Origin of the sequence: Chryseobacterium sp. FP211-J200 (assembly GCF_001643375.1) — a bacterium.
In the GTDB taxonomy this organism is placed as follows: domain Bacteria; phylum Bacteroidota; class Bacteroidia; order Flavobacteriales; family Weeksellaceae; genus Epilithonimonas; species Epilithonimonas ginsengisoli.
Genome location: NZ_LSHB01000014.1, coordinates 33,675 through 49,626, shown reverse-complemented (window position 1 = coordinate 49,626; position 15,952 = coordinate 33,675). Strand labels below are relative to the sequence as shown.

Below are 15,952 nucleotides of genomic sequence, written 5' to 3'. Positions count from 1 at the left end.
TTTTAGATTTAATTAAGAACAGACTCCAAACTTTAGGAGTTAGTCATTAATATTTATAATTCTTCAGATATTGCTTAACACCTTCCAAATACGGATACATCACCATATCTTCTGAAAAGGCCGGAATGATCTTTCTGATCTCTGTATAAAGTTCTTTGGTTGATGATGAGATCTTATCCTGAAAACCAAGATACTCAACTGCCTGAACGATTGTAATTGCTTCAATCGCTAAAACTTCGAAAGCGTTTTCAATGACCTTTCTGCAGATCACCGCCGCATTGGTTCCCATACTTACAATATCCTGATTGTCATTATTATTCGGAATACTGTGAACGTACATTGGATTGGACAACATCTGACTTTCTGCTGTTGTAGAAGTCGCTGTAAACTGTACACCTTGCATTCCAAAATTGAAACCTAATTTACCCAAATTCACAAATGGTGGGAAAATTTCGTTGATCTTAGCATTTAACAAATAATTCAGTTGTCTTTCGGCTAACATTGTCAGTTTCGTCACAACTATTTTCAGCTTGTCCATTTCGAGCGAAATATAATCGCCGTGGAAATTGCCTCCGTGATAAACGTGCTGATCCTCAACATTGATGATTGGATTATCGTTCGCGGAATTGATCTCATTTTCAAGCACTTCTTCCGTATATTCCAAAGTGTCGAGAACTGGTCCTAAAATTTGCGGAACACATCTCAAAGAATAATACTCCTGAACCTTTTCCTTGAAAACTTTGTCCTGCTCTGCGAAACTTGTATAAAGATGGTCTTCTCTTTTTCTAATTAATTTACTATCAGACAAATAGGAGCGCATTTTCTCCGCCACTTTCTGTTGTCCCAAATGTTTTTTGGTTGCATTAAGTGATTCTGAAAAATGGTCATCGTACGCCTGAACAAGTTCGTTGATGGCGCAAGATAATTTGATGGAAATCTCGGTTAATTGATTGGCTTTGTATGAATTGACGATTCCAATCCCTGACATCACGGAAGTTCCGTTCATCAAGGCAAGACCTTCACGGATCTCAACATTGATCGGATGCAATCCTTCAGTTTCAAAAACTTCTTTTGTTGATCTTCTTTCGTCTTTGTAGAAAACTTCACCTTCGCCAATTAGAACCAAAGCCAAGTGTGCTAATTGCACCAGATCGCCACTTGCACCAACGCCGCCGTGTTCGAAAATCAATGGTGTAATATTTCTGTTTATCAATTCCTTAAGCAAATTAACGACAGAATCGTGAACACCAGAACGACCAAGTGACAAAGTGTTAAGCCTTGCCAACATACAAGCCTTTACCTCATCTGCAGGCAATGGATTCCCGATGCCAGAAGAATGACTTCTGATCAAATTATATTGAAGCTGATGCGTGTCCTGATCATTGATCTTGAATTGTGCCATTGGTCCGAAACCTGTATTGACACCATAGATCACTTTATTTTTAGAAAATTCTTTCAGAAATTGGAAACTGGCATTCACTCTTTGTAGAAGTGTATCGTCCAATTCTATATTTTCATTTTCAATGATTATCCTCTGGAAATCCCTTATATCTAAATGGTTGCTAATTTTCATTAATTATCGTAATAAAAGATAAAATTGTAATATAATTAAATATTTGTCATTAATTTTGCGCAAAGATAAAAGTTTTATTAAACAAATGGACAAAGAAATTGTTGATGTTTTGGTAATTGGGGCCGGACCTTCGGGTTGCGTTTCCTCTGCTTTTCTGAAAAAGAACAACATCAATGTGAAAGTTGTTGAAAAAACGCTATTTCCAAGACTCGTGGTTGGCGAAAGTCTCATTCCAAGAGTAATGGACCATTTTGACGAGGCCGGATTGTTTCCTGCGCTAGATAAGATGGGCTTCGAAAAGAAACTTGGCGCCCGTTTTATGCGAGGAGACGAAGTTTGCATTTTCGATTTCAGCGACAAATTTGGGGAAGGTTGGGATTGGACGTGGCAGGTTCCGAGAGCTGATTTTGACAATACTTTGGCTCAAGAAGTCATTAATAAAGGCGTCGATCTGGAATTTGAAACCGAAGTGGTTGGGATTGAGTTCAATGGAACGGATTCCATTACGACCGTCAAAAACAAAGATGGAAAAACGAAGGAAATCCATGCAAAATTCGTCATCGATTCCAGTGGTTATGGACGTGTTTTGCCACGACTTTTAGACTTAGAAAAACCTTCGAAATTATCTCCGCATTCTGCAATTTTCGCTCATGTGAAAGACATTAACAGAGAAGAAGGTGTGGAAGGAACTTTGATCTCATTTGATATTATTGAAACCGAAGTCTGGCTTTGGGTCATCCCATTTTCTGACGGAAATACCAGCATCGGAATCGTTGGACCAACCGATTATATTGATAAATTATCCGAAAACGGTGATACGACCGAAGCTTTGAGAAAAGCCATTTCACTTTCCGATTATTATGTGAAACGTTTTGGTGAAGTTGATTTTCTTTTTGAACCGAGACATTTGAAAGATTATTCTTGTTCTGTCAAAAAATTATTTGGACACGGATTTGCTTTGACAGGAAATGCTTCGGAATTTCTTGATCCGGTTTTCTCTTCAGGAATGGCATTTGCCACAGAATCTGGCATGTTGGCCGCAAAATTAGCCTTAAGACAACTAAAAGGCGAAACCATCGATTGGCAGAAGGAATACTCAGATTATATCTTATACGGCGTGAATGTTTTCACAACCTATGTGAAAGAATGGTACACCGGAAATCTTCAGGAATTATTTTTCCACCAGCCGGAAAACCCTGACGTGAAAAGGAAAATCTGCGCAGTTCTCGCTGGATATGTTTGGGATAAGAAAAACCCATTCGTGAGGATCCACGATTCCGCTGTTAAGAATCTTGCGGACTTCATCAAATTAGAAAAATTGGAACAACAATAAAAAAAGGTCTGAAAATTCAGACCTTTTTAGTTTTTATTTAACAACTTTTTTCAAAGCCTTACCAATCAATTTCCCGGTCACTTCATAAGCTGCGGCAATTCTACCATATTCCATCGTGAAATCTTTATTCGTCTTTTTGCCAAGAATAGCATCGCCTTGGATTTTCATCACCACTTTTGAAGGATTGTCTGTTTCTACAAAAATCAAATCAGATGTCAACTTTCCTTCCTGAGCCACCAAACCTGCGTGCCAGCCCGCATAGACCCATTTCGTATCAATGATCAAGGTATATTTTGACTTTATATCTTTTTTGAAAACCACTTGTTTGGACCAGCCATTGACGCCTTTCAAGAAATAATTAAGATATTCTGAATCCTTAAAAGCTTGCCAGGATTCTGACCATTTTTGCCAAGCTGCAGCGTCTTTCTTGGCCAAAGTTTCAGTTTTTCTCTTTTCTAAATATTGAGCTTCTGTATAATTTTCCGCCTGAAATAGGACGTTATCAAATTTCAGTTGAACATCGACCTCAGATTGGTCTTTCAAAAAATCAAAAGTTCCAGATTCAAAATTCAATTGGTTCTGGGCAAAAGTAAATGTCGCAAACATAAGAACGACAAGTAATAATAGTTTTTTCATAGTTATTAATTGAGTAAAATTTTAATTTCGTAAATCTATAAAATTAATTGGTTTCCGGCTAGTTGGATTAAAAACAGTTTTAGACAAAACTTCAAAATCCAAAACTTCGATTTTCGGGCTGACCCTAAGTTTTGCTCGGAAATGGTCTCGCACTTCGTCCACAAAATTTTCGGTTTCGTTGTCTGTACTTAGTTTAATGATAATTTCATCTAATCCAATTTCGTCTGATTTGATGACAATCTGATAACAGGAAACATTCCCGAAATCATTCATAATATCGTTCATTGCCGGCGGATAAAGTGTTGTTCCCTTGTACTTTATCATTTGCTGTTTTCTGCCGAGAACAGGACCAAGACGCATTGTGTTTCTACCACATTTACAAGATTCATAATGTGCTTTCACCAAATCTCCGGTTTTAAATCTTAATAATGGAATCGCTTCAACGCCTAAAGTTGTAATCGTCAATTCACCACTTTCGCCTTCTTTTACAGGATTTTCATTGTCGTCAAGGATTTCTGTAATGATGAGTTCCGGATGATGATGACCACCAATTTGAAATTCACATTCCGTAAAAGCCGTGCTCATTTCTGTAGAAGCGTAGGTCGAAAACAATTGAATATTCCATCTTTCTTTGATTTTTTGAGACAAAATATTATCGGTAAAATCTTGATTTTTAAGACCTTCACCAATACAAACCGCACCGTAAACGCTGGAATTTTTATAATCGATTCCGTGTTTTTCTGCGTAATCTATCATTTTCAAAAGGAAAGAGGGAACGGTAATCAGATATTTCGGCTTGTACCTGAAAATCGAATCCCATTGCAATTCCGGAATCCCAGGTCCCATTCGCACAACGCTCGCACCCATTTTTCTCAAGCCAAGAAAATAAGCCAATCCGGCCATAAATCTTTTATCGATGGTCGTAATCATCTGAACAACATCACCTTTTTGGATTCCAGCGCAGGCAAAAGAAATCGCTTCGTTGTAAGCCAATCTTTCCAAATCCTTGTCCGACAATCCGAAAGTCACTGGGTCGCCCAAAGTTCCGGAAGTCGTGCTGTAATCCACAATTTCAGTTTGAGGAACACAGAAAAAATCCTGATTGTTTGCTTGAATATCATTCTTGGAAGTCGTCGGAATTTTAGTTAAATCTTCAAGCGTTTTCATTTCATTAATATCAATTTTATTGTCAATAAATAATTTCTGATAAAACGGCGAATTGGATTTTAAGTAAACCAAAAGCTCTTTCAATTTGCTTTCCTGAAAGGTTTTGATTGATTTTAAATCGGATTTTTCAATGGTTGGGTATAGTTCCAAGGATGATAATTTTATGTGACAAATTTATAAAAACATAAACCAATTTTATGATTCTGAATTTGAAGTTTTTAACATTTAGAAACTGCGCAAAATATACTTTAAAAATCGACAAAAATCACTAAATTCGCAAACTTAATCTATCAGAAACAGATTTGATCCATTGAAAATGAGTAAGTTCACAGAATATAAAAATCTTAGCCTAACCGAAACTGCAAAAAACATCGCAGAATTTTGGAAAACCAACGATACTTTCAAAAAATCCGTAGAAATCCGCGAAGGACAACCGGAATTTGTTTTTTATGAAGGACCGCCTTCCGCCAATGGAATGCCGGGAATTCACCACGTGATGGCGAGGGCGATTAAGGATATTTTCTGTCGTTTCCAAACGCAATCCGGGAAACAAGTTTTCAGAAAAGCGGGTTGGGACACGCACGGACTTCCTGTGGAATTGGGCGTTGAGAAAGAATTGGGAATTACCAAAGAAGATATCGGCAAGAAAATCAGCATCGAAGAATACAACGAAGCTTGTAAAAACGCCGTGATGCGCTACACCGATGTTTGGAACGATATGACCGAGAAAATCGGCTACTGGGTGGATATGGAAAATCCGTACATCACCTACAAGCCAAAGTATATGGAATCGGTTTGGTGGCTTTTGAAACAGATTTATGACAAAGGTTTGCTGTACAAAGGTTACACAATCCAACCCTATTCTCCGAAAGCCGGAACAGGTTTATCTTCCCACGAAGTGAATCAGCCAGGTGCTTACCGCGATGTTTCTGACACAACGGTTGTAGCGCAATTCAAAATAAAACAAGCGCCCGAAAATGCAAGCGAAACTTGGAAAAAACTATCAGCAATTGCTTATTCTGATTCAACAATAGATAGTTCTGAAGCAGCCGGAAATAGTTGCGGCGGAGCTTTACATTGGGAAGAATTTGACAATCAGCAACCAAAATCTGATGTTTATTTTCTTGCCTGGACTACGACACCTTGGACCTTGCCTTCTAACACCGCTTTGACGGTTGGACCAAAAATCGATTATGTTTTGGTTAAGACATTCAATCAATATACGTTTGAGCCGATCAATATTATTTTGGCGAAAGCTTTGGTTGGAAAACAATTTGCGAAGAAATATGCGGAAGGAACCGATGAAGATTTCGCCAATTACACTTCTGAAACGAAAGTTATTCCATATAAAATCTTAGCCGAATTCAAAGGCGCTGATTTGGTTGGAATTCAATACGAACAACTTTTAGATTACGCAAAACCTTACCAAAATCCAGAAAACGCTTTCCGAGTGATTTCTGGAGATTTTGTAACCACCGAAGACGGAACAGGAATCGTGCATACCGCGCCGACTTTTGGTGCTGATGATGCGAAAGTTGCGAAAGAAGCAACGCCTGAAGTTCCGCCAATGTTGGTGTTGGATGACAATGGAAATCCGGTTCCTTTGGTTGATATGCAAGGGCGATTCTTAGCTATTGTAAATGATGACACCTATGGTTTTGCTAAAGAATACGTGAAAGGAGAATATCTGAGTGATGATGAAAAAGCTGTAGAATTCAATATTCAAAAAGAAAATTTAAAATCGATTATCTCTGATTTGAAAGCCTATCTTTCTGTTGATGAGAGAATTGCATTAAAATTAAGAAAAGAAAATAAAGCCTTCAAGGTTGAAAAATATGTTCACAGTTACCCGCACAGTTGGAGAACTGATGAGCCTTTGTTGTATTATCCGCTTGATTCTTGGTTCATCAAAGTGACTGATGTGAAAGACAGAATGTTCGATTTGAATGAAACCATCAACTGGAAACCAAAATCTACCGGTGAAGGCCGTTTCGGAAACTGGTTGAAAAATGCCAACGATTGGAATCTTTCCCGCTCCAGGTATTGGGGAATTCCGTTGCCGATTTGGAGAACTGAAGACAAAAAAGAAGAAGTGTTAATCGGTTCTGTAGAAGAATTGTATAACGCGATTGAAAAATCCATCGAAGTTGGTTTCCAGAAAGAAAATCCTTTCAAAGGTTTTGAAATTGGAAATATGTCGGAGGAAAATTACGCTTTGATTGACCTTCATAAAAATATCGTTGATCAAATCACTTTGGTTTCGGAATCAGGAAAACCGATGAAGCGTGAAAGCGATTTGATTGACGTTTGGTTTGATTCCGGAGCGATGCCTTACGCACAATTGCATTATCCGTTTGAAAACAAAGAGCAAGTTGACAACAACAAAGCTTTCCCGGCAGATTTCATCGCAGAAGGCGTTGACCAGACTCGTGGTTGGTTTTATACTTTGCACGCGATTGCGACAACCGTTTTCGATTCTGTAGCTTATAAAAATGTGGTTTCAAACGGTTTGGTTCTGGACAAAAACGGACAGAAAATGTCCAAACGTCTTGGAAACGCCGTTGACCCATTCGAAACGCTTTCGGTTTATGGACCCGATGCGACGCGTTGGTATATGATTTCCAATGCGAATCCTTGGGAGAATCTAAAATTCGATATCGAAGGCATTGATGAAGTAAGAAGAAAATTCTTCGGAACGCTTTACAACACCTACTCTTTCTTCGCTTTATATGCGAATGTCGACGGTTTCAAATATTTGGAAAGCAACATACAAAACCGTCCGGAAATTGACCGTTGGATTTTGTCTGAATTAAATTTATTAATAAAAGACGTGAAATCTTTCTACGAAGATTACGAGCCGACAAAAGCTTCGAGAGCCATTAATAATTTCGTTAATGACAACTTAAGCAACTGGTACGTAAGACTTTGCAGAAGACGTTTCTGGAAAGGCGATTATTCTGATGACAAAATTTCGGCTTACCAAACTTTATATATTTGCTTGGAAACTGTAGCGAAACTTTCTGCACCAATTGCGCCATTCTTTATGGACCAATTGTTCCAGGATTTGAATAAAGTCACTGGAAAAGATGTGGTAAACTCTGTTCACCTGACAGACTTCCCAGTTGTGGATGAAAGTTTGATTGACCAGGATTTGGTTGAGAAAACGCATTTGGCGCAACAAATTACATCAATGGTTTTTTCATTAAGAAAGAAAGAAAATGTGAAAGTTCGTCAGCCACTTCAAAAAGTGATGATTCCGGTTTTGGATAAGAAAACCGAGGAACAGATTTTGGCCGTCTCAGAATTAATTAAACAAGAAGTAAATGTGAAGGAATTGCAACTCATCAATTCGGAAGAAGCGTCGCATCTTATTGTAAAACAGATCAAACCGAATTTCAAAACCCTCGGGGCGAGATTAGGAAAAGATATGAAAACTGTGGCTGGAGAGATTTCCAACTTCACTTCTGAGCAAATTGCAACCTTAGAAAAAGAAGGAAAAGCAACCGTTTCCGGATACGAAATCACCACTGAAGATGTGGAGATTTTCACAAAAGACATCCCAGGATGGACAGTTGCAAGCGAAGGTAAGACAACTGTGGCATTAGATTTGAAGCTGACGGATGAATTGAGAGCAGAAGGTGTTGCAAGAGAGTTCATCAACAGGATTCAAAATCTTAGGAAAGAAAAGGATTTTGATTTAACAGACAGAATATCAATCCAATTGGAAGAGAATTCGCCGTTCCAGACAGAACTTATTAACAATGATGCATATATTTCTGAAGAAGTATTGTCAGATAAAATAGAATTTGTAAATTCACTCTCAAATTTTGACGAAATAGAGATAGATGAAGAAAAATTCAGGGTAAAAATTGAGAAAAAATAAACGATTTTTTGTTATTGTTAAGAAATTGTGAATTGACTCTGCTTTATCAATATTTTTTAAATTTTATTTCTATACTTGTCAATCCAAAAATAGCGTGGCTGCTATAAATTGAAAAAGCCAAAAAATAAAATAGTGAACAATTAATAACTATAGAAATGGCCGACGAAAAATTACGATATAGTGACGCAGACCTTCAGGAATTCAAAGAATTGATACAAGGTAAAATAGACAAAGCAGAATACGACCTTGTTTTGATCAAGGAAAGTTTTATCAATGACCAAAACAATGGAACAGACGACACTTCGCCTACTTTCAAAGCTTTTGAAGAAGGCGCAGAAACCTTGAGCAAAGAGCAAAATTCTATTTTAGCTGGAAGACAGGAAAAATTTGTACGTGATTTGAAACACGCATTGATTCGTATTCAAAACAAAACTTACGGAATCTGCAGAGTGACTGGAAAACTGATCCCGAAAGATAGATTGAGAGCGGTGCCTCACGCAACATTGAGCATTGAAGCTAAAAATATGCAGCGATAAACTGTTGTAAAAAGTATTAAGTACAAAGTATAATGTAATAAATTCTAATACAAAGCATAAGGTGTTTCGGCACTTTTGCTTTGTATTTTTTTTATAAGGATGGCAGTCATTATTATTTTATTAGTGGTTATTTTGATCGGATTTTTTATGTTTAATAATAAGTCGGTCAAAAATATTTTCCAACCGGAACAAAAATATTACACCATCGATGACGAGTTCAATGCGAAACGCAAAGAACGACAAGATGAGATTGACCAACTTCTGAGCAAAATCGGAAAGAATGGCTTGGACGACCTTACCGAAAAAGAACGGAAAAGGCTGGACGAATTGTCCAAGAAATAAGTAAATTGAATTACATTTGCAAATAATTTTTCTCCACGGAAAATTAACATCATCCCGATTTTAAACTATAAAAAATACAACATGGAATCCATAATTGTACATCCAAAAAACGCAATGGAATTGACGGCACTGAAAAGTGTACTGAAAGATATGAACATCGAATTCGAGAAATTTCACACGAAAAATAATTTCCACAACAAGAAGACCGTTCAAAAGATTACCGATAGAAAAGAAAAGAAAATATTCAAACCTTCTAAACCAAAAGGATTGTAATGAAGAAGATAATTGCCATTACACTGTTGATCCTTTTCATCGACCAGTTCTCAAAAATATATATCAAAACCCATTTCTATCTTGGAGAGAGCGTGAATGTTCTTGGTCTTAGCTGGTTTAAATTGACTTTTGTTGAAAATCCGGGAATGGCCTACGGGTTACATTTTGGTGGACTTTGGGGAAAATATGCCTTGATTCTCCTGAGAGTAATCCTTGCCATCGGAATGGTCGTTTTATTTAAAAAATGGCTAAAAGAAGGTGCTTCCAACTATCTCATCATTCCAATGGCCATGATCTTTGCAGGCGCTATCGGAAATGTATTTGATGGGATCTTCTATGGCGTGATCTTCGACAGTGGAACTTTCTATGACGTTGCTTCAGAAAGATGGATTGATTATGGAGGCGTTTCAAAACTGACACAAATTGGACACGGCTACTCCGACCTGATGAAAGGTTGCGTGGTGGATATGTTGCACTTCCCATTGGTAGATATGACCTGGCCAGACTGGGTTCCGCTTTTTGGAGGTAACAAGATCGAGTTCTTCAAATATATTTTCAACGTTGCAGACAGTTCTATTACCGTTGGTGCGCTGTTTCTTTATATTTTCAGGAAGAAAGCTTTCCCGAACGGATTGGATTTTTAACAGATGAAACTATTCAAAAAAATATTATTTACAGGACTGATTTTCTTCGGATTATCAGTTCTTTTTGTTTTGTACGCAAACTACACGATTGATTATGAAGCAGAAGACAACGTGACTTCGGACATTGGAAATCTTCCTAATGAGAAAGTTGGACTTCTCTTAGGAACGAGCAGAATCTTGGCGAATGGAAAACCAAATCCGTATTTCGTCAATCGTATAAAAGCTGCGGCAGAACTCTACCACGCAGGCAGAATCCAAAATATCATTGCGAGCGGTGACAACTCCAGAAAAAACTACAACGAACCTGAAGATATGAAGAAGGCGCTCATCAGGTTGGGCGTTCCAGCCGATAAGATCTATGAAGACTTCGCTGGTTTCAGGACTTTAGACTCTGTGGTTCGGGCTAAAGAGATTTTTGGACAGAAATCGTTTATAGTGATTTCTCAGCGTTTTCACAACGAGCGCGCCATCTATCTTGCGCATCAAAACGGCATCACCGCGTATGGCTACAATGCAAAAGATGTGGACAAAGAAGCAGGTTTTAAAACTAATGCCCGTGAAAAACTGGCTAGAGTAAAAGTGTTTTGGGATTTCTTTTTTGGCGTGGAACCGAAGTTTGGTGGGGAGAAGATCTTGATCGAGTAATTTATGACCTAGTTTATTCATGGAATTTTTCTTCTGATATTAAATTTTAAAGCAAAGCTGAAAAAATGAGCGTATTCAGTTATCATTTAGTAAAAACAAATTATTTTGATGCGTTCAAATTCCTTTTGTTTCCTCCGAAGCAAAATAAAATTCCAGGTTTGATACATTCAGAAGTAATGACAGCGATGACTTTGGGTTCTCCAATTTTTTCGCCTTCGCGAATGCTGATCAGACAAGTTGCCGTATTTGCTCAATGGGAAAACGAAGAAGCAATTGATCATTTCTTGGATGAAAATCATTTTGGTAAAATCCTTGCGAAAGGTTGGCACACGAGATTAACTTTTATGAGAAAATGGGGGAAATTCAACAAGTTCGAAATTCCAGCTGAAACAACAGAATTTGAAAACCCCGATTCTCCGGTCGTTGCAGTAACTATTGCCAGAATGAAGTTTTTAGAAATCCCCAGATTTATCCATTGGGGAAGACCTGTGGAAAAATTGGTTCGTGACCATCCTGCAACAACTTTATCATTAGCTTCCATCAAATTCCCAAATACTGTTTCTACCTTTTCAATTTGGAAAACGCAAAAGGAAATGACGGACATGGTCCACGGACACAGCAAAGTTCCAAAACCAGAAAGACATGCTGACGCAATGAAAGAAAGAGACCGAAAAGATTTTCATTTCGAATTCACAACCTTGCGTTTCAAACCCATTTCAGAATTTGGAGAATGGAATGGACGACGCAACATTATTCCGGACCTAAAAAACCAATAAGATGAGATTTGCTTATCCAATGCAGAAATTTCAGGATTGGGTCACTCAGCAATGGGTGATTCTGCGTGGAAGAAAGATCAAACCCGAAGATTTCCCTTGGTTGATAGGACCTTTCGGGAATTTGGACGCCATTGGAGAAGATTTTATCCATCAATTTGCGAGAAAAGAGGACTTGATCATAGAAAAAGATTCGAAAGCAAAAGGCATTATTCCCTCCATGGCAAAGTTGAACTTATCCGAAACGGAGTTCTCAGATCTTTCCAAAAACGTCATTGATTTTTACGAAAGTACAGAAAAATACGATTTGAAATTTGCTGTAAAATGGAATCCTTTCTTTAAATTTTTCGGGATCTTAATAACCAAATTATTCAGCAACAGAATCAATCAATTGAATATTCCGACCAAAAATATTGCTGACTCAGAATCATTAAAGAGCGAGATCATCAATCTGGTCGACCAAAAATCGAATGAGATCAAATATACATTTTGGTTCCGATCGATTGAATCGAGCGGGCAGGTCATCTATTCTGGCGTTTATGGTATCTGCACTTTGCCTTCCGGAAAAACCTGTGTGAAAGCTGTCTTTCCTCTTCCGAATGGGAATGCGACAGTCATTATGAATCCAAGTGTTGGAGAAAATGGCAGATTGATTTTAGATTCTTCGGGAGAAAAATTTGGCGACGCAGGATTTTATTTTTTACTGCAAGATTCGAAGGGCGAATATTGGTCGCAATTCATCAGTTCTTTCCGAGACCGATTGGCCATTGGACCAGACAACGACCACATTTCCGCCGAGCAAAATTTGACGCTCTGGCATCTCAAGGTTCTTACTTTTAATTATAAAATTGAACTCAAAAAATAGAGGTGGAAAAGATCAAAAATCAACATTTCAAAACTAATTATCAGATATCTATGTGAAATCTGAAAGGATGCGGATTTTAATAGAATAATTTTGTTATTTTTAGAGTTAATAAATCGATGATGAAAAAAACCTACCTGATTTTATTAATTTCTCTATTTATTTTCTCGTGCAAAGACGAAGCTCAAGATGCTGACATCGAAAACAGTGATGAATACGAAAGCCTTGTTCTGGGAATTCCACAATCACAAATCGATTCTATCCGAGATAGTGAGGCGAGAAAACAACCCATCCTGAAGAAAGTATCTTACGAGCTGGATTCTGCAACCGCGATTGATGTCATGCTTCCTGTCGGCAATTTCCTCAAAGACTATTCTTTTTCCAGCAAGATTGCTCTCACAGACCCCAACTCGACCTCAGAAAATGAAGACTCGGAACCAGAAGCAGTCATCAGCATCCAAAATGCTTTTTCTGATGGTGATTCGGATGAATTATTGTTGGTTGGAAAATCTACAGATCCCAATATCTTCCCGGTTTCTGATATTAAGAAATTCAATGAACCTGAAAAAATTCTCCTCGAAGACAAAAACGCGTTGCTGTATGTGGATGGATTCGGTCGCAAACTAATGTATTACAGGCAATACAATCCTACAAAATCAACGTATTACCTTTATACAGCTGAAGTTCCAAAATACAATGATCCAAAGATGCAATACGCCGCATTGTTCTCGATTTATAAAAAAGCACAAAATCTCTTAGCTTTTGGCAAAGAAACAGCCACCGAAAACTTGACTTGGGACAAAGTAAAACCGAGCCTTTCCGAACTTGAATTAAAAAATTACAATGTTTACTACACATCTCTGCAAAAGGAACTTAAGTATTTTTTGAAGAATAATGACAGCGTGAACATCAACAAAGATAAAATACAATTCTACCTGTATCGTGATGAGGACCACAGCAAAAACACCTTTGACCAGGTTGGCTTCCTTGCCACATCCCAGTATTCCGGGGTTTTCGACGACCTAGATTTTGAGAACAGAATGTACTCGGGCTATTTCAGCCAGATCTATGATAGCGATGACGAATTCAAATTCATCAAAAAGATCAGTGACAACAGCATTTTGGTAAGTGTTACAAGGGTTGGCTACAGCTCCAACACCACGACTAATTACATTATCAGTTCTATCAAAAACGAAAAAGGTCAGTTTTACCTTATCAGTCCAACGAACGAAGAAGGCAATGACGTTACTGCGTTGATGAATGATTACTTCAGCAAACACTTAAAAATCTAATGATGAAATTAATCTCCACTATACTTTTCTCCGCAACAGTCATTGTTTCCTGCAATCCTGTTGGCAAAACGGTCACAGAAGAAACACCTGTTGATGGTCAATTGGTCAACACTGTCGAGAATTTGGACCTCAAAGCGGGCGACGAACTCGTGATATGGGGCAAAATGGATGCTTCTTTTCTTAAGAACGACGATGTTCCGATTTTTGATTTGAGATATAATCTTAGCCTTGATGGAAAAACGATTGAAAACCAAACAGTTCCCATGTTTGCAGGCAATGACAAGATCATCAAATCTACTTATGAGATCCGAAAAGAAGAGGAACAAGAAGATGATCAGTACACCGATGAGCGTACAATAGACAGCGAAGCGCCTACAGAAAAAAATGTAGAACCAACAAAGTCCGATTGGAGCTTTGAACAGGAGGTCATCAAGATCCCAATTACAAAAGACGGCAAATACACTTTGGACTACAAGGCAAACAGCAACGACGAAGATGCAGACAGCATGTTCACAAAAGTTGCTGTGATCATCCGAAAAAGATAAAACTTAATCTTTCTTCAAAGTTTGAAAAGCGATGTAATAAATGCCATAAAAAACAATGGTTGTTAGGATCATTGCAATGGAAAACGTGTGCTTTACCAGATCCAAAACATAATCTTTGAAGATAAATTCTGTTGCGTAAAGTCCCTGATAAAAAGGATAAACTTTGACGAACGTTACTATCAAAGCCAAAACCGCAGGGAAAACCCAATTGTACTTTTTGAGATAGGCCACGAGCCAGAATGCTGCAATGTAAATCGCGCTCAGCAAGAGGCCTTCCAGCCTTTTATCATTATCCAGAATATCTTTCCTATAGAAGAACAGAATGAGAAGGGATGCAATTGCCAAATGTATCTTTTTGGCTTTCTCCACGTTTGCAGGTGACAGAAATTTGATCTTGTCATCGAATTTTATCATCAATAAAGAAATGATATTGATCACCGGGATCCAAACCGAACTGCCTACTACACCGTAATATTTTTGTTTCAGAATGCTTCTTTCTTTCAGAAATTGTCCCACAAATCTGGAGCAGATCACGAAGAAAGCAATCACCGAAATGTTATTGATCCAACCAAAAATTGTCAGCTCTTTACCAAAAAAATCCAGTTCGAGTGAAACTGCATTTTCCAAAAGATAAAAGAATGAAAATATCAAACAACTAATTGATATCAAAACCGTTACACCATAATAACGATTGGCAAACTGTAAGATATTTGAAGTGAAGTTGTAGACATTTTCTCGTTTTGCCAAACAAGCGATCAAAAATAGGAATGCACCCAAAAATGCAATACTTCGAATAGATGATAAGGCGTAATAGATAAAAGTGACGATGAGCTCGGCCGTTTTTGAGTTGAATGAAGCCGACGAGATCATCTGCTCTACCATTCCCAGATCTGTATTGTACAAAGAGAAAAAGCACAGATTCAACAGAAATAATTTTAACAAAGACCATTTGCCAGCAACATTTTCCTCGACCATATATCTTTTGGCGAGAATGAAAACCGCTACCAACTCTACGATGATATATGTATATTTCCTAAGCGTATCCGAATCGATCAGTTTTTCAAATGGTAAGTAATAGTCTAGCGTGTCGCGAAGGTCTTTCATAAAAAAGAAACACACAACAAGAAGCGGAAGTACAATCAGAAGCGATTTCCAACGCTTATTGACAACGAAATACCAACTAAATAACAAGCAAGCCAATGCATCTGACAAGAAATCAAAAATACTGGCCAGGAAAGAACCTTTGTTTTCCGGATAGAAAAAATTGGTTGTAAAATCAATTGCTATGAAAATAGCCAACAGGATCCATAAACTTTTGATCGACCTAAAGATCTTTGGCGACAGATAATCGTTGTTCTCCATTTGTGAAAAATATTTTCACTAATATAATGAAAACCTGCTATTAGAGATTAAAAAAATTGCCAAAGCTTTTTATCTTTCTTATTTTT

General features: G+C 37.7%; 15 protein-coding genes. 11 read left to right on the top strand and 4 right to left on the bottom strand.

Going from position 1 to position 15,952, the window contains the following annotated elements:
* Positions 1-46 precede the first annotated feature (46 nt).
* Positions 47-1,573 (bottom strand): histidine ammonia-lyase, encoded by a 1,527-nt coding sequence (gene hutH / locus AXA65_RS05930; RefSeq protein ID WP_063969206.1) that lies wholly within the window; start codon positions 1,571-1,573, stop codon positions 47-49.
* 85 nt (positions 1,574-1,658) lie between these two features.
* Between hutH and AXA65_RS05925 the strand changes: the two genes are divergently transcribed.
* Positions 1,659-2,906, top strand: a complete 1,248-nt coding sequence (locus AXA65_RS05925) for an NAD(P)/FAD-dependent oxidoreductase (RefSeq protein WP_063969205.1) — start codon at positions 1,659-1,661, stop codon at positions 2,904-2,906.
* Positions 2,907-2,939: 33 nt separating this feature from the next.
* Here AXA65_RS05925 and AXA65_RS05920 read toward each other — a convergent pair whose 3' ends face one another.
* Both AXA65_RS05920 and AXA65_RS05915 read right to left on the bottom strand, forming a co-directional pair.
* Positions 2,940-3,542, bottom strand: a complete 603-nt coding sequence (locus tag AXA65_RS05920) for a hypothetical protein (RefSeq protein ID WP_063969204.1) — start codon at positions 3,540-3,542, stop codon at positions 2,940-2,942.
* Between the two features lie 21 nt (positions 3,543-3,563).
* Positions 3,564-4,859, bottom strand: coding sequence for a phenylacetate--CoA ligase family protein (locus tag AXA65_RS05915; protein ID WP_063969203.1), 1,296 nt, complete (start codon positions 4,857-4,859; stop codon positions 3,564-3,566).
* 166 nt (positions 4,860-5,025) lie between these two features.
* Here AXA65_RS05915 and ileS point away from each other — a divergent pair, with 166 nt between their 5' ends.
* The 10 genes from ileS to AXA65_RS05865 all read left to right on the top strand — a co-directional run bounded on the left by ileS (position 5,026) and on the right by AXA65_RS05865 (position 14,504).
* Positions 5,026-8,592: an isoleucine--tRNA ligase gene (ileS, locus tag AXA65_RS05910; protein WP_063969202.1), complete on the top strand. Its 3,567-nt coding sequence runs from the start codon at positions 5,026-5,028 to the stop codon at positions 8,590-8,592.
* 155 nt (positions 8,593-8,747) lie between these two features.
* On the top strand, positions 8,748-9,128 hold the full coding sequence (locus AXA65_RS05905) for a TraR/DksA family transcriptional regulator (protein WP_063969201.1): 381 nt from the start codon (positions 8,748-8,750) through the stop codon (positions 9,126-9,128).
* Between the two features lie 99 nt (positions 9,129-9,227).
* On the top strand, positions 9,228-9,470 hold the full coding sequence (locus AXA65_RS05900) for a DUF6576 domain-containing protein (RefSeq protein ID WP_063969200.1): 243 nt from the start codon (positions 9,228-9,230) through the stop codon (positions 9,468-9,470).
* A gap of 81 nt (positions 9,471-9,551) precedes the next feature.
* Positions 9,552-9,743: a DUF2683 family protein gene (locus AXA65_RS05895; protein WP_063969199.1), complete on the top strand. Its 192-nt coding sequence runs from the start codon at positions 9,552-9,554 to the stop codon at positions 9,741-9,743.
* Positions 9,743-10,387: a lipoprotein signal peptidase gene (locus AXA65_RS05890; RefSeq protein WP_063969198.1), complete on the top strand. Its 645-nt coding sequence runs from the start codon at positions 9,743-9,745 to the stop codon at positions 10,385-10,387. The genes AXA65_RS05895 and AXA65_RS05890 overlap by 1 nt, the downstream gene beginning before the upstream one ends.
* A 3-nt stretch (positions 10,388-10,390) precedes the next feature.
* A complete protein-coding gene (locus AXA65_RS05885) occupies positions 10,391-11,032 on the top strand; it encodes a vancomycin high temperature exclusion protein (protein WP_063969197.1) in 642 nt (213 codons plus the stop codon).
* Positions 11,033-11,097: 65 nt separating this feature from the next.
* Entirely contained in the window at positions 11,098-11,808 is a 711-nt protein-coding gene (locus AXA65_RS05880) for a hypothetical protein (RefSeq protein ID WP_063969196.1), read from the top strand.
* 1 nt (position 11,809) lies between these two features.
* Entirely contained in the window at positions 11,810-12,670 is an 861-nt protein-coding gene (locus AXA65_RS05875; RefSeq protein WP_063969195.1) for a hypothetical protein, read from the top strand.
* Between the two features lie 116 nt (positions 12,671-12,786).
* A complete protein-coding gene (locus tag AXA65_RS05870; RefSeq protein WP_063969194.1) occupies positions 12,787-13,959 on the top strand; it encodes a hypothetical protein in 1,173 nt (390 codons plus the stop codon).
* Entirely contained in the window at positions 13,959-14,504 is a 546-nt protein-coding gene (locus AXA65_RS05865) for a hypothetical protein (RefSeq protein ID WP_063969193.1), read from the top strand. Before AXA65_RS05870 ends, AXA65_RS05865 begins: the two co-directional genes overlap by 1 nt.
* Before the next feature lie 3 nt (positions 14,505-14,507).
* Here AXA65_RS05865 and AXA65_RS05860 read toward each other — a convergent pair whose 3' ends face one another.
* Positions 14,508-15,866: a hypothetical protein gene (locus AXA65_RS05860; protein WP_063969192.1), complete on the bottom strand. Its 1,359-nt coding sequence runs from the start codon at positions 15,864-15,866 to the stop codon at positions 14,508-14,510.
* Positions 15,867-15,952 lie beyond the last annotated feature (86 nt).